The organism is Oribacterium sp. oral taxon 102 (assembly GCF_013394775.1).
Taxonomy (GTDB): Bacteria; Bacillota; Clostridia; order Lachnospirales; family Lachnospiraceae; genus Oribacterium.
Genome location: NZ_JABXYT010000001.1, coordinates 141,467 through 162,258, shown reverse-complemented (window position 1 = coordinate 162,258; position 20,792 = coordinate 141,467). Strand labels below are relative to the sequence as shown.

The following is a 20,792-nucleotide window of genomic DNA, read 5'->3' as shown; positions in this document are numbered from 1 at the left end:
TTATGATTCAAAAGACAGTGGAGTATGCTGCGCAGCTGAATCGCATGAAGGTGCCGAAGAGCGTCATTGAGGAGACCACGAGAATCTTCGAGGTTTTGCCGGAAACCTCCTCACAGCTCGCCGACCCGACGGTTCCGCTGGAGCAGCGGCACAGTGTGATTAACAGCGTATTCCCGACAGAGGTGCGGGACATCCTGAAGGTGCTCTGCGATGACAATACGATCGGGACATGGCGGGAGATCGCGGACGAGTATATGCGTCTCGCCAGCGCGGAGGCGACAGTGCTCCGTGTGAAGCTGCGCTATGTGACGAAGCCGTCCGAGGAGCAGCTCATCAAGATCCAGAAGTTCGTCAGTGACAAGTACCGGTCCAACCATGTGCAGTTCGATCTGGAGGAGGATGCCTCCCTTGGCGGCGGCTTTATCCTTGAGGTCGGAAACGATCAGTTCGACTGGAGCACCAGAGGACGGAGAGAGCAGTTCATGGAGGAGATCCGGAACACCCGCTCCTCCCTTACGAGCGATGCGGACATCATTACCATCCTCCGGAATTCCGTCAATACCTTCGACCTGAAGGCGGAGAAAAAGGAGATCGGCTTCGTCGAGAGCATCGGAGACGGCGTCGTGATCCTGAACGGGCTGGATCATGCGATGTACGGCGAGGTCATTCAGTTCGATAACGGCGTCAAGGGCATGGTGCAGAACATCGAGCGGGATCGCATCGGCGTCATTCTCTTCGGCGACGAGGCGGATATCATCGAGGGCAGCCGCGGCATCCGTACCGGCAGGATGGCGGGCATTCCGGTGGGTGATGCGTATCTCGGGCGCGTGATCGACGCGCTGGGCGCGCCGATCGATGGCAGAGGCTCTATTCCTGCGGACGATTATCGCGCGATCGAGCAGCCGGCACCGGGCATCATTGACCGGAAGTCGGTCAGCGAGCCGATGCAGACCGGTATCCTCGCGATCGATTCCATGTTTCCGATCGGGCGCGGACAGAGAGAGCTGATCATCGGAGACCGGCAGACGGGCAAGACCTCGATCGCGATCGATACCATTCTGAACCAGCATGACAAGGACTGCGTCTGCATCTATGTCGGCATCGGGCAGAAGGAATCGACGCTTGCCGCGCTGGTGGACAATCTGAAGAAGCACGGTGCGATGGATTATACCTGCGTTGTCGCGGCGACGGCGGCAGATCCCGCGCCGATTCAGTATATCGCGCCCTATGCGGCGACCAGTCTTGCCGAATATTTCATGTACAAGGGCAAGGATGTCCTGATCGTTTATGACGACCTCTCGAAGCATGCCGTGGCATACCGCGCGCTCTCCCTTCTGCTGGGACGCGCGCCGGGGCGTGAGGCGTATCCGGGTGATGTTTTCTACCTGCACAGCCGGCTGCTCGAGCGCTCCTGCCGTCTTTCGGACGCGCTGGGCGGCGGCTCGATCACCGCGCTCCCCATCATCGAGACGCAGGCGGGGGATGTGTCGGCATATATTCCGACCAATGTCATTTCCATCACGGACGGGCAGATCTTCCTGGAGAGCAGTCTCTTCTTCGAGGGGCAGCGGCCGGCGGTCAATGTCGGACTTTCCGTATCCCGTGTGGGCGGCGCTGCGCAGGCGAAGGCGATGAAGAAGGCGTCCGGCTCGCTCCGTATCGACCTCGCACAGTATCGGGAGATGGCGGTATTTACGCAGTTCTCCTCGGATCTCGATGAGAATACGAAGGCGCAGCTCACACAGGGCAGGGTACTGATGGAGCTCCTGAAGCAGCCGCTCGGCCGACCGATGTCGCTCGGGGAGCAGGTCGTCACGCTGGTGGTCGCGCTGGACAAGCTGATGATGGACGTTCCGCCGAAGGAGGTCAAGCGGTACCAGGGAGAGCTTCTCTCCTATTTCCATGAGAAGTATCCGGAGATTGAGAAGAACATCGAGATTTCAAGGCTCCTGACGGACGACAGCCGCGAGAAGATCCGCGCGGTCGCAGAGGAGTTCCGCGCGACATACCAGAAGGAGGCAGGCGTTGCCAACAACTAGGGAATTAAGAGATCGGATCCACAGCATTGACAATACGATGAAGATCACCAATGCCATGTATCTCATTTCCTCGACGAAGATGCGGAAGGCAAGGGCGGATCTCGCGAAGACGGAGCCGTACTTCTATACGCTGCAGGCAATGATGGCGCGCGTGATCCGTCATCTGCCCGCAGGCTACAAGCACCCGTTTCTGGATCTCAGGAAGGCGGTGAAGCAGGGGACGGGAACTGCCGCGGTGATCTGCATCACGGCGGACAAGGGGCTCGCCGGTGCGTACAACCACAATGTGCTGAAGCTGACGGAGGAGCTGCTTGCGAAGCAGAAGCGCTTCAAGCTCTTCGTGGTCGGGGAGATGGGACGCGTGTTCTTTCACAGCAGGCAAATCGAGATCGAGGAGCAGTTCCACTACACGGCGCAGAATCCGACGCTGCACCGTTCCCGCACGATTACGCGGAGAATGATGGAGCTGTATCAGAACCGCGAGATCGATGAGCTCTATGTGGTCTATACCCGCATGAAGAACTCTCTGGAGATGGAGCCCTCCGTGGAGCAGCTGCTGCCGCTGGACCGGCTGCACAGCGTCTTCACCGAGATTCCTGTGGTCTCGAACTTCGAAGAATTCCGCATTTTCCCGAGTCCGGATGCCGTGATCCAGAATATTGTGCCGGACTATGTCAACGGCTTCATTTACAGTGCGCTCGTGGAGGCGTTCTGCTCGGAGCAGAATGCCCGTATGACCTCCATGGATGCCGCGAACCGGAACGGATCGGAGCTGAAGCAGCGGCTCCGGGTTCTGTACAATCGGGTGCGGCAGGCGCAGATCACGCAGGAAATCACGGAGATCGCGGCGGGCGCGAAGGCGCAGCGGGCGGCGCGGGCGAGGAGATCCTAGAAGGGGGGATGAGAATGAAAACGGGTAAAATCGTACAGGTCATGGGACCTGTCGTGGACGTGGAGTTCGACAAGGGGCCGCTGCCGATTTTGAAGACGGCGATGGAGGTCGACAACCACGGGAAGCGTTCTGTCATGGAGGTGGCGCAGCATCTCGGCAACAATACCGTCCGCTGCATTATGCTGACCGCGACGGAGGGACTCGAGAGAGATATGACGGTCGTTTCGACCGAAAAGGGCATCACCGTGCCGGTCGGCACGGAGACGCTCGGCAGGCTCTTCAATGTGCTGGGAGATGCCATCGACGGGAAGGAAGCGCCGAAGACAGAGGAGCGCTGGGAGATCCACCGGAAGCCGCCTGCCTTTACGGAGCAGTCTCCGGTGCAGGAGGTACTGGAAACCGGCATCAAGGTCATCGACCTGCTCGCACCGTATTCCAAGGGCGGCAAGGTCGGACTCTTCGGCGGCGCGGGCGTCGGCAAGACTGTGCTGATTCAGGAGCTGATCCGGAACGTCGCGACCGAGCACGGCGGTTATTCCATTTTCACCGGCGTCGGCGAGCGTTCCAGGGAGGGAAATGATCTCTACAGTGAGATGACGGCGTCCGGTGTCATCAAGAATACCGCGCTCGTCTTCGGGCAGATGAACGAAGCGCCGGGCGCGCGGATGCGGGTAGCGGAGACGGGACTCACGATGGCGGAATATTTCCGCGACGTGGAGCACAAGGACGTGCTGCTCTTCATTGACAATATTTTCCGTTTCACGCAGGCGGGCTCGGAGGTCTCCTCCCTGCTCGGCAGAATGCCGTCGGCGGTGGGCTACCAGCCGACGCTGGCGACGGAGATGGGACAGCTGCAGGAGCGGATCGCCTCCACGACGAACGGCTCCGTCACCTCCGTGCAGGCGGTCTATGTGCCGGCGGACGATCTGACCGACCCTGCGCCGGCGACGACCTTCGCGCACCTCGACGCGACGACAGTGCTCTCCCGTAAGATCGTGGAGCAGGGAATTTATCCGGCGGTAGATCCGCTGGAGTCCTCCTCCCGTATTCTGGAGGCGGATATTGTCGGAGAGGAGCACTATGATACCGCGCAGGCAGTCCTCCAGATCCTCCAGAAGTACAAGGAGCTGCAGGACATCATCGCCATCCTCGGCATGGAGGAGCTTTCCGAGGAGGATAAGCTGACGGTGTACCGTGCGCGGAAGATCCGGAACTTCCTCTCGCAGCCCTTCTTCGTGGGAGAGCAGTTCACGGGCATACCTGGGAAATATGTCCCGCTGAAGGAGACGATCCGGGGCTTCAGGGCGATCATCGACGGCGAGATGGACGCGTACCCGGAGGCGGCGTTTTTCAATGTGGGAGATATCGAGGACGTGAAGAAGAAGGCGGAGACATTACATGGCTAAGACCGATTTATTCAGCCTGCGCGTCATTGCCACCAACCGTGTGTTCTATGACGGCAAGGCGAAGTATCTGAATATCCGTACGCTGGACGGACAGCTCGGGCTGATGGCACATCATGCGCCGATTGTCGCTGCGGTGGAGATCGGGCAGCTCGACATCCAGAAGGAGGATGACGAGTGGCTGCACGTCGCCGTCGGGCCCGGTATCCTGAACTTCGCGAACAACCGGCTGACACTGCTGGTAGACACGCTGGAGACGCTGGAGGAGATCGACATCCGAAGAGCGGAGGAGGCGAAGGAGCGCGCGATGGAGCAGCTCCGACAGAAGCAGAGCATACAGGAGTATAAGACCTCGCAGGCGAGCCTCGCGAGGGCGCTGACGAGGCTGGAGCTTCGGGAACGCTACATCTGATCGTGATGGCAGGGAACTTTCGCGTGAAATGTCTGCAGGGCGGTGCGTGGGTGCTCCATGGTATGAAGCGCCGCATAGGGAGCGCGGAATGCGGGGAGCCGTGCGGCAGCGGCTGCTGCGGGAGCATGGAATGCGGGAGGAATGCGGCGCCCTGGAGCGATCGGGAGCAGAAGGGGAGGGGGGCTTCGCCCCTCGCAGCAGAGTGGAATGGAGTAGTATGACAGAGATCAGGAATTTGAAAATCGGATTTATCGGCTTCGGCAATATGGGCTCCGGGATCGCGGAGGGGATGCTCGGCTCCGGGCGGATCGCCGCCGTACAGCTCTATGCCTGCGGTGCGCATTTTGAAAAGTGTGAGAAGCGCTGCGCGGAGCTCGGCGGGATAAATGCGCGGAAGACGCCGGAGGAGGTCGTACAGGAGGCGGAGCTGCTCTTCCTCTGCGTGAAGCCGAATCTCGCGGAGAGCGTGCTCTCCTCTCTTAAGGAGAGGCTTTCGGGAAAGGTCATCGTCTCCATTATCTGGGGCTATGAATTCGACCGTCTGTCTGTACTGCTTCCGGCGGATGTGCAGCTGCTCTGCACCTGCCCGAATACGCCGGTGTCTATCGGAAGAGGCATATTCGTGGTGGAGCGGAAGCATTCTCTCCGTGATGCGGAGTTCATGGAGGTGACAGATATTTTGTCCGCGATGAGCACGATTGTGATGGCGGAGACTGCGCAGATGGGGATTGCAGGCATCCTGTCAAGCTGCGGAGCGGCCTTTGCGGATCTCTTCATGGAGGCGCTGGCAGACGCCGGAGTGATGTACGGACTGCCGAGAAAGACTGCCTATGCACTTTCGGCAGGGATGCTGGAGGGAACTGCAGCGATGCAGGAGGCGACCCGTCTGCATCCGGGCGTCATGAAGGATGCGGTCTGCTCTCCGGGAGGTGCGACCATCCGGGGCGTGGCGAAGCTCGAAGAAAAGGCGTTCCGTTCAGCGGTCCTCTCTGCGGTGCAGGCGATTCAGGAGGACTAGGGAAAGGCTGGTCAAGTCCGGGAAGCGATGTACCAATGGGCGTGATGCTTCAGGGCGTGCGAAAGCACGGCAGAGGTGGTCTTGCGCATCCCGTGGAAATGGGGTAAAATGCAACGGTGTTATGTTCTGAGGAAATGCTGATGAAATCGGGGAAGCTGCTGTCAACGGGTGTGCGTAATAAATCAGTGTTTCTCTAATCCAAAGGGAGAGTCTTTTATGATGAGTCCGAAGCAGAAAAAAACCATATCCGCAGTTGTCGTCATTGCGATGGTTGTAGTCATGGTGCTGGCGATGGTGATCCCGCCGCTTCTGTCTATCCTGCGATAGCATGCGGCGTCACAGAGGAGAGCGGCAACGAATGTCCGAGGCGGAACCGAGGCGTGCGTTGCCGCTTTTGCTGCGAGGAGAGAGGAGGGAAGGATGGCAGTATTGTCAGGAGAGCTGGAGCTCCTGCTCGTAGGCTATGCCGGAACCCGCGGGACGGAGCGGATTCTCTCGGAGAAGAAGGAGGAGCTCCGGGCGCGCTTCGGAAGGGCGTATCTCACGGAGGAGCTCCTCGGAATGCGGGAGCTCCCACGGCTTAGCTTCACGGAGCAGGGACTCTCGGCACGCCATATCCTCCTGTTTACGGAGAGCGGAAAGCCGGTTCCGGAGGGAGAGCCGGATTTGGAGGCGAAGAGGAATGCGGGGGAGATCGTGTTTGGAGACAGCGAGGATCTGCTTCCGGATCTTTGCTGCCGCTACGGCGTCCGTAAATGGAGGTGCGTCGGGGCAGGCGGGGTACTTGCCGCGCTCTGGGATTTCCTCGAGGAGGAGAGCAGAGACGAGGAGGGCAGGCGGATCGGAAAGCCGTTCGGATGCGAGTTCCGCTGCGATTGTATTCCGCTTCGTTCGATAACCTTGGAGCTCTGCGAGCTTTTTGGGCTGAATCCTTACCGCCTCTTCTCGGAGAACTGCTATTTGCTCGCGGCGGAGCGGGGCTATGCGCTTTGCGAGGCGCTTCGCGCGTGCGGGATATGCTGCGCGCTCTTCGGACGCACCGGCACAGAGCCGCAGAGGATTCGGGTAGACGGGCGTGAACGGAGCTTCCTCGAGAAGAGCCATGAGGATGAGCTTCGGAAGCTTTTTCCGGATTCCCTTGCCTGATTGCATGAAATTCGATACAATTAGTGCATAAGTCCCTGTCAGGCGACAGAACAGCCGCCGTGTTAACACGAGCGGCTGTTCTGACATCTGACAGGACAACAGGAATGAGAGCGTAGAAGTCTGCCATTGGGCAGACTCGGAGCGCACATGACCACTTCTCGAAGAGAAGTGCCTCCCGAAGGGAGGTCGGTTGAAGCCTCCCGGGCGAAGCCGAGTCGCACAAAGTGCAGCGAAGCGGCACGAGAGTGCGAATTCCTGTCGGCACTGCGGGAGCTTCGAAGAAGCGGAGCAGTGCGAGGACTTATGCACATTTTTTGGAGCTCTAGCAGTGCTGGGGCTTATGCACGGTTCGGCGAAGCACCGGACAGACCGGCAGGCAGAGTGGTAGTGCTATAGCGCCGCGCGGATTTCCGCACGGAGAAAAATGAGGAGAAGCGGGAAGCTATGAGAGAGAAGATTCTTACCATCATTGAGAAAAATGCGAAGCTGAGCGTGAGGGATATCGCGGCGATTCTGGGAGAGGATGAGGAGAAGGTCGCGGCGGAGCTTGCGGCGATGGAGGAAGAGCATATCATCTGCGGCTACCACACTCTGATCAACTGGGACAGGACCGACGACGAGCGGGTGGATGCACTGATCGAGGTGAAGGTCACGCCGCAGCGTGGAATGGGCTTCGACTCCATCGCCGAGCGGATCTATCAATACGACGAGGTGGACGCGCTCTATCTGATGAGCGGCGGCTACGACTTCACGGTGATGATCAAGGGCAAGACGATGAAGGAGGTGGCGAACTTCGTTTCTATGAAGCTGAGCCCGATGGACTCTGTGCTTTCCACAGCGACGCACTTCGTGCTGAAGCGCTACAAGGATCATGGGACGAGCATCGAGAAGCCGAGACAGGATGAGAGAATGAAGGTATCGCCATGAGAAATCCATTGAATTCGAAGATTACAGAGATACAGCCGAGCGGCATCCGCAGGTTCTTCGATATCGTTGCGGAGATGCAGGATGCGATTTCCCTCGGCGTCGGCGAGCCGGACTTCGATACGCCATGGCATATCCGTGAGGAGGGAATCTACTCGCTGGAGCGCGGCAGAACCTTCTATACCTCGAACTCGGGGCTTCGGGAGCTGAAGGAGGAGATCTCCGCCTATCTGGAGCGGCAGTATGAGGTGCGCTATGATCCCGGCAGCGAGGTCATGGTGACAGTCGGCGGCTCGGAGGCGATCGATCTCGCAATGCGGGTCATGCTGGAGCCGGGCGAGGAGGTGCTGATTCCCCAGCCGAGCTATGTTTCCTATGTGCCCTGCGCGGTTATGGCGGGCGGCACCCCGGTGCCGATCGAGCTTTCTGAGGAGGATGAGTTCCGTCTGACGCCGGAGAAGCTCCGGGAGAAGATCACGGAGCGGACGAAGCTGCTCGTGCTGCCCTTCCCCAACAATCCGACCGGCGCGATCATGGAGTGGGAGGATCTCGAGAAGCTGGTTCCGATCATTGAGGAGCATGACCTCTTTTTGCTGACGGATGAGATCTACGCGGAGCTCAGCTATAAGGGGAAGAGCCGTTCCATCATTGAATTTCCGGGGATGCGGGAGCGCACCGTATACATCAACGGCTTCTCCAAGGCGTACGCAATGACAGGCTGGCGGCTCGGCTATGCCTGCGCACCGAAGCGGATTCTGCAGCAGATGCTGAAGCTGCATCAGTTCGCGATCATGTGTGCGCCGACGACCTCGCAGTATGCGGCGGTGGAGGCGCTCCGGAATGGCGCGGAGGATGTGGTGAAGATGCGCGAGGCGTATAATGAGAGACGGCGCTACCTCGTGTCGAATCTCCGCCGGCTCGGCATGGACTGCTTCGAGCCCTACGGCGCGTTCTATGTCTTCCCGTCCGTGAAGCGTTTCGGGATGTCGAGTGAGGCGTTCGCGACGCAGCTGCTCCGGGAGGAGAGGGTTGCGATCGTTCCGGGCACCGCCTTCGGCAGCTGCGGAGAGGGCTTCATGCGGATCTCCTATGCCTACTCGATCCAGAACCTGAAGAGGGCGCTGGAGCGAATCGAGCACTTTGTCGGCAGACTGGAGAAGAGAGATTGAGCGGCGGCAATGTGATGCGCTGAAGCGTGCTTTCGTTGGTGCCGGGAATCCGGCGGCTTTTGTCTGGGGAGAGAGGGTAGTGCATGGCATGGTATGACAGTGCGGTCTTTTATCACATTTACCCGCTGGGACTCGTCGGCGCGGAGAAGCGGAATACGCTGACGGCGCCCCGCCACCATTTCGCGGAGCTTCGCGCCTACCTTCCTTATCTGAAGGTGCTCGGCGTAGATGCGGTCTATATCGGGCCGCTGTTCCAGTCCGGCACGCATGGTTACGACACGACAGACTATCGGACGGTTGACTACCGTCTGGGGGACAATGAAGACTTCCGCAGCTTCGTACGGGATGCGCATAACTGCGGCATCCGCATCATTGTGGACGCGGTCTTCAATCACACCGGGCGAGGCTTCTTCGCCTTTCGGGACATACAGGAGCGGGGAGAAGCGTCTCCGTACCGGAGCTGGTACCGGGGCATAGACTTCGGCGGGAGATCTGCGTTTGGCGATGCCTTCCGCTACGGCTGCTGGAGAGAGTATCCGGAGCTTCCGGCATTGAATTTCAATGAGGAGGCAGTGCGGAAATACCTGATCGAGACGGTGCGCTATTGGGTTTCGGCGTTTGACATCGACGGACTGCGGCTGGACTGCGCGGACGTGCTGGATCTGTCCTTCCAGAAGTCGCTCCGGTACTTCACGAATCCGATGAAGCCGGACTTCTTCCTGCTGGGAGAGGTGATTCACGGGGAATATGCCCGTTGGGTCAATGCGGAGACACTGCATTCGGTGACGAACTATGAGCTGCACAAGTCCATTTACTCCGGCTTCAACGATCACAATTTTTTTGAGATCGCGCACAATCTGAACCGGAATCTCGCAATCGCGAGGGAGCTTTATACCTTTCTGGAGAACCATGACGTAGACCGGATCGCTTCGAAGCTTCGGGAGCCGGAGGATCTGCGGCTCTGTTATATGACGCTCTTCACCCTGCCGGGGCATCCGTCCATTTACTACGGCGGAGAGTTCGGCCTGGAGGGACGGAAGGAGGGCGGCGACGACAGCCCGCTCCGTCCGGCGATCGACCAGGAACGCATGAAGCCGAACGAGCTTACGAGCTTCGTGGCGAAGCTGGCGGAGATCCACGGCAGGAATACGGAGCTGCAGATCGGGGAGTACAAGGAGCTGTACCTCCAGTGCAGGCAATGGGCGTATGCCAGATATGACCGGAACAGCGCGGTGATCACGGCGCTGAATAACAGCAGGGAGGCAGCGGGCTTCTATGTGACGCTGCCGGTTCAGGGGCGGCTCGTCGTGGATCTTCTGAGCGGAGAGGAGCTCCGGCCGGAGGGGGACAACCGGCTCTTCATCCGCCTCGAGGCGAAGGAGGGGCGGCTCATCAAGGTGAAGATCTGACGGACTGCCGCGGTGCGGCAGAGTCGTTGGCGGAATTTTCTGGAAGCGCTGATTTCGGAGAGCCTGCGCGGGACGGAAAGCAGGGGGCATTTGCATACGTTTTCCGGAGCAAAGCAGGGGAAAGGCAGCGTTTCTTTTCGAAGAGTGCTATGGAGGAAGCGGCTATGAACAAAAGGATGGGGAAGAAGCAGGCGAAGCTTGCCGCGGGCAGGAGAGTGGCAGTGGAGAGAGAGCAGGCACCCGCGTTGGCGCAGGAGAAGCCGACGGCTTCGAAGCCGGCGCTGGATGCGGACGGCAATCCGCTGGATCCGGTTTTTCTCACTGAGCTGGATCGCTACCTCTTCGGGGAGGGACGGCATTACCGGATCTATCAGAAGCTGGGCGCGCATCCCGCCATGCTGTCGGGAAGAAAGGGGATGCATTTCGCCGTCTGGGCGCCGCACGCACGGGCGGTCTCCATCGTATCGGACCGGAACGGCTGGAACCCGGACGCGAACTATATGCTGCCGCTGGAGACGAGCGGGATCTACGAGGGCTTCATTCCGGATATGGGCTTCGGCGAGATCTATAAGTATGTGATCCATACGGGCTCCGGCGATTTGCTCTACAAGGCGGATCCCTATGCCTTCTCCGCCGAGTTCCGACCGGGGACCGCTTCGAAAACAGTGGACATTTCAGGCTATCGCTGGGGCGATTCGGCATTTCTCCGGAGGAGAGCCGAGGGAAGCACCTTTGAGAAGCCGATGGCGATCTACGAGGTGCATTTCGGCTCATGGCGGAAGCTGGATACCGAGGAGCGGAACGGCTTCATGAACTACCGTGAGCTCGCGGCGCAGCTCGCGGAATACTGTACGGATATGGGCTATACGCATGTGGAGCTGATGGGGATTGCGGAGCATCCGCTGGACGCCTCCTGGGGCTATCAGGTGACCGGCTATTATGCGCCCACCTCCCGCTACGGGGAACCGCAGGATTTCATGTATCTCGTGGACTACCTGCACCGCGCCGGAATCGGCGTAATCCTCGACTGGGTACCGGCACATTTCCCGAAGGACGCGCAGGGGCTCGCGGATTTCGACGGCACGCCGACCTACGAGTATCCGGATCCGCGGATGGGAGAGCATCCGGACTGGGGAACGAAGGTATTCAACTATTCGAAGAATGAGGTGAAGAATTTCCTGATCGCGAACGCGCTTTACTGGTACGATGAGTACCATATCGACGGGCTGCGTGTGGATGCGGTCGCTTCGATGCTTTATCTTGACTACGGAAGGAAGGAAGGACAGTGGGTGCCGAACCGCTATGGCGGAAACGGAAATCTGGATGCGATGGAGTTCTTTAAACACCTGAATTCTATCGTGGCAGGCAGGAAGGACGGTGCGATCATCATTGCGGAGGAATCGACGGCATGGCCGAAGGTCACGACCAGACCGGAGGACGACGGGCTCGGCTTCACCTACAAGTGGAACATGGGCTGGATGCATGATTTCCTCGACTACATGAAGCTGGATCCCTATTTCCGGAAGGACAATCACAATAAGATGACCTTCGGCATGAGCTACGCAACGAGTGAGAAGTTTATCCTCGTGCTCTCGCATGATGAGGTGGTGCATCTGAAGTGTTCGATGATCAACAAGATGCCGGGAGAGCTGCCGGACAAGTTCCGGAACCTGAAATGCGGCTACTTCTTCATGTTCGGGCACGCCGGCAAGAAGCTCCTGTTCATGGGACAGGACTTCGGGCAGTTCCATGAATGGAATGAGAATGTGGCGCTGGACTGGTATCTCACCGAGGAGCCGATGAACCGGAACCTGCAGAGCTTCCTCCGGGATCTGCTGCATCTCTACCGGCGCTATCCGGCGATGTACAAGAAGGACGATTCATGGGACGGCTTCCAATGGATCAATGCGGACGATGCCGAGCGCTCGATCTTCAGCTTTGTCAGAAAGGACGGCACGGGAAAGAATTCGCTTCTCTTCGTGGTAAATATGACGCCGGTGGAGAGGCCGGACTATGTGGTCGGCGTACCCGTGAAGGGGAAATATACGCTGCTGCTTGACGAGAACGGTGCGGTTTCCGCGAGGGCGCGGAGCACGGCATTCACCGCGAAGGAGGGCGAGTGCGACCGTCAGCCCTACCGGATTGCTTACCCGCTTCCGGCATATGGCTGTGCAGTGTTCGCCTTTGACGAAAAAGGGAAGGAGAAATAAAGGGGAAGATCTGTCCTGTTATTTCCCATGCCGGATCTTCAGCCCCCGGTACCGGTTCAGGGCAGCACAAAATTCCTGCTTTCTGGGGAGAGCCAGATTGCCGGGGTGCCCCGTATAGGGGGAAATGCTGTCCAGTCCCTGCTTCTCGATCTGGGAATAGAGCTTATCTGCGGCACGGGAGAGACCCAGCCTGTCATCCAGAATCTTCTTATTGAAATAATCCAGCATCACCGCCAGTGCATTGACCTGCTTCTCATCCACCAGCTGCTCCAGACAGGACACATCGATGCTTTCTCTGTCGTAGGAAATGCTTTCCTTTCCCCTTGCCTTCCAGCGATCCTCTCTTCCTCGAAGGGGAAAGCTTTCCTGCAGCGGGATCCGCTCGGCGACGGCACCGAAGTGCTCCTGCGGGGCTTCTCTTTTTTCCCCGCTTTCTGCTGCAATGGCGAGGGCTTCTTCTGTCACATCTCTCGGCATATATTCGTCCATCATAATGACCCGGTCTGCCACGGCGAAATAATCTCCGCAGCCGCCGACGATCAGTATGGTGGAGACTCCCAGATCGCGGTATAGAGCTTTTACCTTGTCCACAAAGGGTGTAATGGGCTCCTTGTCCTTTGCGATCAGCTTCTGCATTTTGCAGTCGCGGATCATGAAATTGGTGGCGGAGGTATCTTCGTCGATTAACAAAAGGGAAGCCTTGCTCTCCAGTGCTTCTATGACATTGGCAGCCTGAGAGGTGCTGCCGCTGGCATTTTCCGTGGAGAAGCGCTGCGTATCCCTTTTTCCGGGAAGGTTGTTGATGAAGGGGCTGATGTTTACCCCTTCTACACTTCGCCCGTCCTCCGCCCGGATCTTCACGGCATCCGGACAGGTGATGACAAACTCTCTGCCATCTCCGGAAATATGGTGGTATACTCCTCTTTCCAGCGCATTCAGCAGGGTGGACTTTCCATGATAGCCGCCGCCGACGATCAGGGTGATTCCCTTTTCTATTCCCATCCCTGAAATCTGCTTTCCGCTGGGCAGGGTGAAAGAAAGCTCCAGATTTTTGGGGCTCTGGAAGGGAAGCCCTTCCGGGAGGATGCTGTCGTCGACGCCGCTTTTTCTCGGCAGGACAGAGCCGTTGGCGATGAATGCGACCAGATTCCTTTCCGCCAGAGAATTCTGTATATACTCCTGATCCAGATAGAGCAGTACCTGACGCTTCAACGCCGCCTGGTCTATATTGGCATAGAGACAGGAGCTTTCCACCAGTCTTGGCAGGAGCTTCTGGAAGATCACATTGGCCTCCCTGCCCAATATTCTCCGTCCCGCAGCGGGAAGCCCTGCTTCCAGCCGGATTTCCACCTGATGCTCCTTGATCAGTACCGAGGTTCGCTCCAGAATTTCCTGCCCGCAGCGGTCAATGAAGATCTGATTGCTGTTTCCGGTGGAGGAGGGGCTGTCCTCCCCCCTTTTTCTGCCATAGGCTCTGGCATAGGGATTCTCTTTTTTTTCCTCCTTTTTCGGCAGATTCCGCAGATTCCGCCGGAAGCTTCTGGTCAGAAAGTCCGAAACCGCAATCCGTTTGGATTTGCTGTCTATCAGATCCTGCGGCAGCCCCACGGTTTTATCCTCTAAAACAATCCGGATTTTAGAGGGCGGCGCAAAGGGATCCACCTGCACATGGTCGATACAGAGAATATATTGGGGAAAACGGTAGTCTCCCTGAATTCTTTTATAAGAAGAGTAGCCCTGCTGATCCAGAGAAAGCAGTTCCCGTTCCAGCTCCTGTTCGCTTTTCAAATCACACCTCCTGTCAGGGAATCGCTGCTTTCTTCATGCTTTACGTCCATGGTACGTGCGTCATGAATCAATCAGTGTTTCCATTGGATATCGTTTTTTTGCGTGCTACCTGACAGCGTACTCATAACGGATGCGTATGTCAATGGGGATATGGATTTTGAATGGGAGGAAAGGGAACAAAAAGGAAAAGAGATTAAAGAAGGAAGGGAAAAAATTTGAAAAAATTAGCACTCAACTCTTTACAGTGCTAACAATCATGCTATAATATAATCCATAGGCCGGAAGAAAGAACCGGAGAGAGTAGGGAAGAGCAGAGCGGGTATGCAGCAGAGCCGCTGAAAGGAGTGGGTTATGAACATTAATAAATTTACGCAAAAGGCAGTGGAGGCGATCAATAATAGTCAGAAAATCGCGATGGACTACGGGCATCAGGAGCTAAAGGAGCTGCACCTGCTGTACAGTCTTATGACAATGGAGGGAAGTCTGCTCGCGCAGCTCTTCACGAAGATGGGTGTGGATCCGGAGCGCTTCCGGGGCGCAATGGAGGAGGAGCTTCGAAAGCTCCCGAAGGTCAGCGGAGCGGGGCAGCAGTATTTCTCGCAGGATCTGAATCGCGTCGTGATGCATGCGGAGGATCATGCGAAGGCAATGGGGGACGAGTATGTGTCTGTGGAGCATCTCTTCCTCTCGCTTCTGCAGGAGGCAGACAGCAGCCTGAAGGCACTGTTCAGGGAATATCATATTACGAAGGAGGCGTTCCTGCAGGCGCTTTCCGAGGTACGGGGCGGACAGCGGGTCGTCAGCGACAATCCGGAGGCGACCTATGACGCGCTGAACAAGTATGGCTATGAAATGGTGGAGCGCGCGAAGCAGCAGAAGCTCGATCCGGTGATCGGCAGAGATGAGGAGATCCGCCATGTGATCCGGATTCTTTCTCGGAAGACGAAGAACAATCCCTGTCTGATCGGCGAGCCTGGCGTCGGCAAGACTGCCGTCGTCGAGGGGCTGGCGCAGCGGATCGCTGGCGGAGATGTCCCGGATTCGCTGAAGGACAAGCGGGTCTTCGCGCTTGATATGGGTGCGCTGATTGCCGGGGCGAAGTACCGCGGCGAATTTGAGGAGCGGCTGAAGGCGGTATTGGATGAGGTGAAGAAGTCCGAGGGGCAGATTCTCCTCTTCATCGATGAGATCCACAATATCGTCGGCGCAGGGCGGACGGAGGGCTCGATGGATGCCGGAAATCTGCTGAAGCCGCTGCTGGCAAGGGGAGAGCTGCATTGTATCGGAGCGACGACGCTGGATGAGTACCGGAAGTATATCGAAAAGGATCCGGCGCTGGAGCGGCGGTTCCAGCCGGTGCAGATTTCAGAGCCGAATGTCGAGGATACGATCTCCATTCTCCGTGGGCTGAAGGAAAAATACGAGGTCTATCATGGCGTGAAGATCACAGACGGCGCGCTCGTCGCGGCAGCAACCCTGTCCGATCGCTATATCAGCGATCGTTTCCTGCCGGATAAGGCGATCGACCTCGTGGACGAGGCGTGCGCGCTCATCAAGACTGAGATGGAGTCTATGCCGGAGGAGCTCGATGAGCTGAACCGGAAGATCATCCAGCTGGAGATCGAGGAGAAGGCGCTGGAGAAAGAGGATGATGCGCTGTCGAAGGAACGTCTCACGGCGCTTCGGAAGGAGCTTTCGGAGCTGCAGGATCGGTTCAAGGCGCAGAAGGCGCAGTGGGATAATGAGAAGAGCTCTGTCGGGAAGCTGCAGGGTCTTCGGGAGCAGATGGACCGCCTGCATTCCGAGGTGGAAATCGCGACGAGAAACGGAGACTATGAAAGAGTCGGCAAGCTCCGCTATCAGGATATTCCGGCATTGGAAAAGCAGATCGCGGAGGAAGAGGAGCGGACGCAGGGCAGCGCGGCTGCGCAGCTCGTGCAGGATCGGGTCAATGAGGAGGAGATCGCAAAGATCATCAGCCGCTGGACCGGTATTCCGGTCTCTAAGCTGAATGAATCCGAGCGCTCGAAGGTGCTGCATCTGGATGAGGAGATTCACAAGCGTCTGATCGGGCAGGATGACGCGGTGGAGAAGGTGACGGAGGCGATTCTCCGTTCCAAGGCGGGGATCAAGGATCCGACGAAGCCGATCGGCTCCTTCCTCTTCCTGGGGCCGACCGGCGTGGGGAAGACGGAGCTCGCCAAGGCGCTGGCGGAGAACCTCTTCGATGATGAGAACGCGATGGTGCGGATCGATATGTCGGAGTACATGGAGAAATATTCCGTCTCCCGGCTGATCGGTGCAGCGCCCGGCTATGTTGGCTACGAGGAGGGTGGTCAGCTCACGGAGGCAGTCCGCAGGAAGCCATATACGGTCGTTCTCTTCGACGAGATCGAGAAGGCGCACCCGGATGTCTTCAATATCCTTTTACAGGTGCTGGACGACGGCAGAATCACGGACTCGCAGGGCAGGACGGTGGACTTCAAGAACACCATCATTATCCTGACCTCGAATCTGGGGGCACAGGATCTGCTGGAGGGCATCGACCGGGACGGCAACATCTCGGAGGAAGCGAAGCGGCTCGTGATGGAGCAGCTTCATGCGGCATTCCGTCCGGAGTTTCTGAATCGTCTGGATGAGATCATTCTCTTCAAGCCGCTGAGCAGGTCGGATATCGGCAGAATCATGGATCTGATTCTCGCAGACATCAATCACCGGCTCGCCGACCGCCGGCTTACGATCCGGCTGAGTGAGGAGGCAAGAGGCTTTATCATGGAAAACGGCTACGATCCAAGCTTCGGCGCGCGGCCGCTGAAGCGCTTCATGCAGAAGAATGTGGAGACGACGGTGGCGCGGATCATCCTCGAGGATCGGGTGAGGGAGGGGGATTCCATCCTCCTCACGCTGCGGGACGGGAAGCTCAGCGCAGAAGTGGAATGAAAGAAAAGCATATCCTTATGAAGACAATGTCTTCATAAGGATATTGTCTTTTTATAGGGACTATTCGCGGAGAAAAAAGAGAGTTATACTGACGGCATCAAAGAAAGAAGGTCGGCGGCGTGCATAGACGGAGCGATTCTTCTTCATCTTGTCTTTTTGGCGGCCTGCGGCTATCTGCCTCTATCTCTTTCGAAAATCCAAAGTACCTTCCTTTTCACCGCCCTTATCTTGTGGCATCAGAGGGTTCCTCGGCGGCTGCCGTCTGCGGCGGCTCCGATCGGAAACAGACCTTCCGGTCTTCAGCAGTTCTTTGCGCGCTTCTGCCGCGCTGCCGCCTTTTTTCTTTCCTTTTTCTTTTCTTTTTTTCTGAACTTTCATACTATCCCTTTAGCTTTTCGTCGACTGCGGCAGAGCCCGCAGACCTTCGGTTCGGTACTTTTCGGGGATGCCGGGAAGTGCTGTCCCTTTTTCTTCGCCGTTTCGGCGCGGTACTCATTTTTTGAAATCTCATTTTTTGCTTTGTGTTTTCTGTCAGGAGGTGTCGAGATGGAAAAGGTGCTTGCGGTCTATGATCGGGATCGGCTGTATATAGAACGGCTGGGAAATTTTCTTCGGCAGCGAAGGGAGCTTCCCTTTCAGGTCTACGGCTTTTCCGAGGCAGAGGCGCTCCGGCAGTTTTCCAGGAAAAAGGAGATCGATATCCTGCTCTATGCGGAGGAGGAGCCGAGGCTTCTGAACGGAATCCCCGCGGCAGATCGAATTCTGCTCTCGGAGGAGGGGACGCAGGATATGGAGGGAGGTGCGATCTATAAGTATCAGGCGGGAGACAGCCTGGTTCGGGAGCTGCTGCAGCGCTATGGAGAGGTGCGCGCCGAGGCGGGAGGGCAGGGCGCAGGGGGCTCGGAGCTCTATATGGTGTTCAGTCCGATCGGGCGCAGCGGGAAGACAGGCTTTTCGTTGGCGCTCTCGAGGGTACTCTCCGAGGACCGGCGGATCCTTTTCCTTTCACTGGAGGAGACAGGCATGCTTTTTCCCGCGCCGGCGGGGGAGGGCAGGAAGGGACTTTCCGAGGCGCTGTATTATTTCAAGGAAGGGAATCTCGATACGGCGAAGCTGCTTCCGCTGCTTCGGGAGGAGCAGGGATTCTGTGTTCTGCCGGGGATGAAGAACCCGGATGACCTTTCCATCCTGAGTGCACAGGAGCTGGCCCGGTTTCTCCGGCTTCTATCCGAGCTTGCGCCCTGCGACGCGATTGTAATCGATACCGATCCGGTGATTTCCCGTTTTTATGAAACCTTTTCCCTTTGCCGCAGGGTTTTCGTCCCGATACGGGAGGATGCGGCGAGCAGCAGGAAGCTCGCAGTATTTCAGCGCTTTCTGGAAAAAGAGGGGACGCAGGACGCGGCGGGCTTCGTAAAGCTGCTTCTGCCTTGCCCGGACAGGGATATTTCGGAAAGCGGATTCGGTGACGGTGCGGACGGTGGACTGCGGGAATATACGGAGGCGGTTGTGCGGCGGTATATTTTGTGAGAGGAAAAGCAGGAAAATGAATCTGAAGGAGCTGAAAAAGCAGATCAAAACAGAGGTACTCGATGGAATGTCCGCGGAGCAGCTTTCGGATCGGAGTCTCTATGAAAAAATCGACGGGATTCTCTTTTCCTATGAGGGACTTCGCCTGAAGGAGCGGCTGTATCTAAGGGATGCGGTCTTCAACAGCTTCCGGAGGCTCGATCTCCTGTCGGAGCTTCTGGACGATCCGTCGATTACGGAGATCATGATCAACGGGAGCCAGAATATCTTCGTGGAGCGAGAGGGACGGACGGCGCGCTGGACACATGGCTTCGAGAGCGCGGAGCAGCTGGAGGAGCTGATCCAGCAGATTGTATCCCGGATCAATCGGGTGGTGAATACCAGAAGCCCGATCGTGGATGCCCGACTGGAGGACGGCTCGCGGGTGCATGTCGTACTGCCGCCGGTCAGCCGGGAGGCGACGGTGACGATACGGAAGTTTCCGGAGCCGATCACGATGGAGCGCCTGATCGCCTATGAGTCGCTGACAGAGGAGGCGGCGGAATTTCTGAAGGGACTGGTTCGGAATGCTTACAATATCTTCATTTCAGGCGGCACGAACAGCGGGAAAACCACCTTCCTGAACGCCCTTTCCCAGTTCATTCCCGAGGAGGAACGAGTGATCACGATCGAGGATTCCGCAGAGCTGCAGCTTCGGGGGATTCCGAATCTGGTCAGTCTGGAGACACGCAATGCCAATGCGGAAGGGGAAGGGGAGGTTGGCATTTCCGCGCTGATTCGGGCGAGTCTCCGGATGAGCCCGAATCGTATCATCGTGGGAGAGGTACGGGGCGGGGAGTGTCTGGATCTCCTGAATGTCCTGAATACGGGGCACAGCGGAAGTCTCTCCACCGGCCATGCCAATTCCGGCAGGGACGCGCTGTCCAGAATGCTGGTCATGGTACTGCAGAGCGGAGCGGATATCCCGGTGGAGGCGATCCGCGGGATGATCGCCTCCGCAGTACAGGTCATCGTGCATCTGGGACGGACGAAGGATCACAGACGGAGAGTGCTGGAGATACTGGAAATTACGGGGATGGAAGATGGAGAGATTCAGACGAACTGTATATTCGCTTATAACGGCACAAGGCTGGAGAAGGTGGGTGCGTTGGAAAATACGAGAGGATTTTCCCATTGACTACCGGAGCTACCGGCTCTCGCCGCCGGAATACCTGCGTTATCTTCTGCAGGGAATGCTTGCCGCTGCGGTCTTCGTATTTACCTTTTATCGGAGCCGGACACTTTTTCTTGCGAGTCTGCCGCTTATGCTCTTTTATCCATTTTTGCAGTGCGGGAGGCTTGCGAGACGGCGGCAGCAGCGGCTTCTCCGGGAATTTCAGGAGGCGCTGGGCGTACTGCATTCCTTTCTTTCCGCAGGCTATTCCGTAGAGAATGCCTTTCGGCGCGTCCGTCCGGAGCTTTGGCAGCTTCTGGGGGAGGATGCGCTCCTTCTCGGAGAATGGGATATTTTTCTGAAAGCCATGGAGCTGAACCAGCCGCTGGAGAATGCACTTCGGGATTTCTCTCTCCGCTCCGGACTGGACGACATTCAGAATTTCTCGGAGGTCTTCCTGCTTGCCAGGAGATCCGGCGGGGAGCTGTCACGGATACTTGGAAATACGACCGGTATCATCCGGGAGAAGCTCATGGTGGCGGAGGAGGTTTTGACGATGAACGCCGATAAGCGCTATGAGCAGAAGATCATGAATCTGATCCCTTTCCTGCTCATCTGGTATATGAATCTCTCTTCACCGGACTTCTTTTCGGTGCTTTATTCGACATTGGCGGGACGGATCTGCATGACGCTTTGCCTGCTGCTCTATCTTCTGGCGTGTTATCTTTCCGAACGGATTCTGGACATTGAGGTATGAGA

16 protein-coding genes are annotated in these 20,792 nt (G+C 57.6%); 15 read left to right on the top strand and 1 reads right to left on the bottom strand.

Features of this window, described 5'->3' with window-relative positions:
* Positions 1-2 precede the first annotated feature (2 nt).
* The 11 genes from atpA (at position 3) to glgB (ending at position 12,622) form a co-directional block, all read left to right on the top strand.
* Complete coding sequence (atpA, locus tag HW273_RS00685; protein ID WP_179009780.1) at positions 3-2,039, top strand: F0F1 ATP synthase subunit alpha; 2,037 nt, start codon at positions 3-5, stop codon at positions 2,037-2,039.
* Positions 2,026-2,931 (top strand): ATP synthase F1 subunit gamma, encoded by a 906-nt coding sequence (gene atpG, locus HW273_RS00680; RefSeq protein WP_179009778.1) that lies wholly within the window; start codon positions 2,026-2,028, stop codon positions 2,929-2,931. Before atpA ends, atpG begins: the two co-directional genes overlap by 14 nt.
* A gap of 14 nt (positions 2,932-2,945) precedes the next feature.
* Positions 2,946-4,337 (top strand): F0F1 ATP synthase subunit beta, encoded by a 1,392-nt coding sequence (atpD, locus tag HW273_RS00675; RefSeq protein WP_179009776.1) that lies wholly within the window; start codon positions 2,946-2,948, stop codon positions 4,335-4,337.
* Positions 4,330-4,746 (top strand): ATP synthase F1 subunit epsilon, encoded by a 417-nt coding sequence (atpC, locus tag HW273_RS00670; RefSeq protein WP_179009775.1) that lies wholly within the window; start codon positions 4,330-4,332, stop codon positions 4,744-4,746. Before atpD ends, atpC begins: the two co-directional genes overlap by 8 nt.
* A gap of 23 nt (positions 4,747-4,769) precedes the next feature.
* A complete protein-coding gene (locus HW273_RS00665) occupies positions 4,770-4,967 on the top strand; it encodes a hypothetical protein (RefSeq protein ID WP_179009774.1) in 198 nt (65 codons plus the stop codon).
* The gene (gene proC, locus HW273_RS00660; protein WP_179009773.1) at positions 4,964-5,764 is read left to right on the top strand and encodes a pyrroline-5-carboxylate reductase; all 801 of its coding nucleotides are present in this window, start codon (positions 4,964-4,966) and stop codon (positions 5,762-5,764) included. Before HW273_RS00665 ends, proC begins: the two co-directional genes overlap by 4 nt.
* A gap of 420 nt (positions 5,765-6,184) precedes the next feature.
* Entirely contained in the window at positions 6,185-6,910 is a 726-nt protein-coding gene (locus HW273_RS00655; RefSeq protein ID WP_179009772.1) for a hypothetical protein, read from the top strand.
* 444 nt (positions 6,911-7,354) lie between these two features.
* Positions 7,355-7,837: an Lrp/AsnC family transcriptional regulator gene (locus tag HW273_RS00650; RefSeq protein ID WP_179009771.1), complete on the top strand. Its 483-nt coding sequence runs from the start codon at positions 7,355-7,357 to the stop codon at positions 7,835-7,837.
* Positions 7,834-9,003 (top strand): aminotransferase class I/II-fold pyridoxal phosphate-dependent enzyme, encoded by a 1,170-nt coding sequence (locus HW273_RS00645; RefSeq protein WP_179009770.1) that lies wholly within the window; start codon positions 7,834-7,836, stop codon positions 9,001-9,003. The genes HW273_RS00650 and HW273_RS00645 overlap by 4 nt, the downstream gene beginning before the upstream one ends.
* A gap of 83 nt (positions 9,004-9,086) precedes the next feature.
* Positions 9,087-10,412 (top strand): alpha-amylase family glycosyl hydrolase, encoded by a 1,326-nt coding sequence (locus HW273_RS00640; RefSeq protein ID WP_179009769.1) that lies wholly within the window; start codon positions 9,087-9,089, stop codon positions 10,410-10,412.
* A 245-nt stretch (positions 10,413-10,657) separates the two neighbouring features.
* Positions 10,658-12,622 (top strand): 1,4-alpha-glucan branching protein GlgB, encoded by a 1,965-nt coding sequence (gene glgB / locus HW273_RS00635; RefSeq protein WP_442950856.1) that lies wholly within the window; start codon positions 10,658-10,660, stop codon positions 12,620-12,622.
* An 18-nt stretch (positions 12,623-12,640) separates the two neighbouring features.
* On the opposite strand, the gene HW273_RS00630 is transcribed toward glgB, so the two are convergent.
* The gene (locus HW273_RS00630; RefSeq protein WP_179009768.1) at positions 12,641-14,410 is read right to left on the bottom strand and encodes an ABC-ATPase domain-containing protein; all 1,770 of its coding nucleotides are present in this window, start codon (positions 14,408-14,410) and stop codon (positions 12,641-12,643) included.
* A 351-nt stretch (positions 14,411-14,761) separates the two neighbouring features.
* On the opposite strand from HW273_RS00630, the gene clpB reads away from it, so the two are divergent.
* The 4 genes from clpB to HW273_RS00610 all read left to right on the top strand — a co-directional run bounded on the left by clpB (position 14,762) and on the right by HW273_RS00610 (position 20,790).
* Positions 14,762-17,350 (top strand): ATP-dependent chaperone ClpB, encoded by a 2,589-nt coding sequence (gene clpB / locus HW273_RS00625; protein ID WP_179009767.1) that lies wholly within the window; start codon positions 14,762-14,764, stop codon positions 17,348-17,350.
* Between the two features lie 546 nt (positions 17,351-17,896).
* A complete protein-coding gene (locus HW273_RS00620) occupies positions 17,897-18,880 on the top strand; it encodes an AAA family ATPase (RefSeq protein WP_179009766.1) in 984 nt (327 codons plus the stop codon).
* A 16-nt stretch (positions 18,881-18,896) separates the two neighbouring features.
* Positions 18,897-20,057 carry a CpaF family protein gene (locus HW273_RS00615; protein WP_179009765.1) on the top strand — a complete coding sequence of 387 codons (1,161 nt, stop codon included), beginning with the start codon at positions 18,897-18,899 and terminating at the stop codon, positions 20,055-20,057.
* Positions 20,023-20,790 (top strand): type II secretion system F family protein, encoded by a 768-nt coding sequence (locus tag HW273_RS00610; protein ID WP_330603855.1) that lies wholly within the window; start codon positions 20,023-20,025, stop codon positions 20,788-20,790. Before HW273_RS00615 ends, HW273_RS00610 begins: the two co-directional genes overlap by 35 nt.
* The last annotated feature ends 2 nt before the right edge of the window (positions 20,791-20,792 follow it).

What these genes read in the sequence shown, in the direction of transcription:
- atpA (WP_179009780.1), top strand. Translation starts at nt 3, where the DNA reads ATGATTCAAAAGACAGTGGAGTATGCTGCGCAGCTGAATCGCATGAAG.
- atpD (WP_179009776.1), top strand. Translation starts at nt 2,946, where the DNA reads ATGAAAACGGGTAAAATCGTACAGGTCATGGGACCTGTCGTGGACGTG.
- atpC (WP_179009775.1), top strand. Translation starts at nt 4,330, where the DNA reads ATGGCTAAGACCGATTTATTCAGCCTGCGCGTCATTGCCACCAACCGT.
- proC (WP_179009773.1), top strand. Translation starts at nt 4,964, where the DNA reads ATGACAGAGATCAGGAATTTGAAAATCGGATTTATCGGCTTCGGCAAT.
- HW273_RS00655 (WP_179009772.1), top strand. Translation starts at nt 6,185, where the DNA reads ATGGCAGTATTGTCAGGAGAGCTGGAGCTCCTGCTCGTAGGCTATGCC.
- HW273_RS00650 (WP_179009771.1), top strand. Translation starts at nt 7,355, where the DNA reads ATGAGAGAGAAGATTCTTACCATCATTGAGAAAAATGCGAAGCTGAGC.
- HW273_RS00645 (WP_179009770.1), top strand. Translation starts at nt 7,834, where the DNA reads ATGAGAAATCCATTGAATTCGAAGATTACAGAGATACAGCCGAGCGGC.
- HW273_RS00640 (WP_179009769.1), top strand. Translation starts at nt 9,087, where the DNA reads ATGGCATGGTATGACAGTGCGGTCTTTTATCACATTTACCCGCTGGGA.
- clpB (WP_179009767.1), top strand. Translation starts at nt 14,762, where the DNA reads ATGAACATTAATAAATTTACGCAAAAGGCAGTGGAGGCGATCAATAAT.
- HW273_RS00620 (WP_179009766.1), top strand. Translation starts at nt 17,897, where the DNA reads ATGGAAAAGGTGCTTGCGGTCTATGATCGGGATCGGCTGTATATAGAA.
- HW273_RS00615 (WP_179009765.1), top strand. Translation starts at nt 18,897, where the DNA reads ATGAATCTGAAGGAGCTGAAAAAGCAGATCAAAACAGAGGTACTCGAT.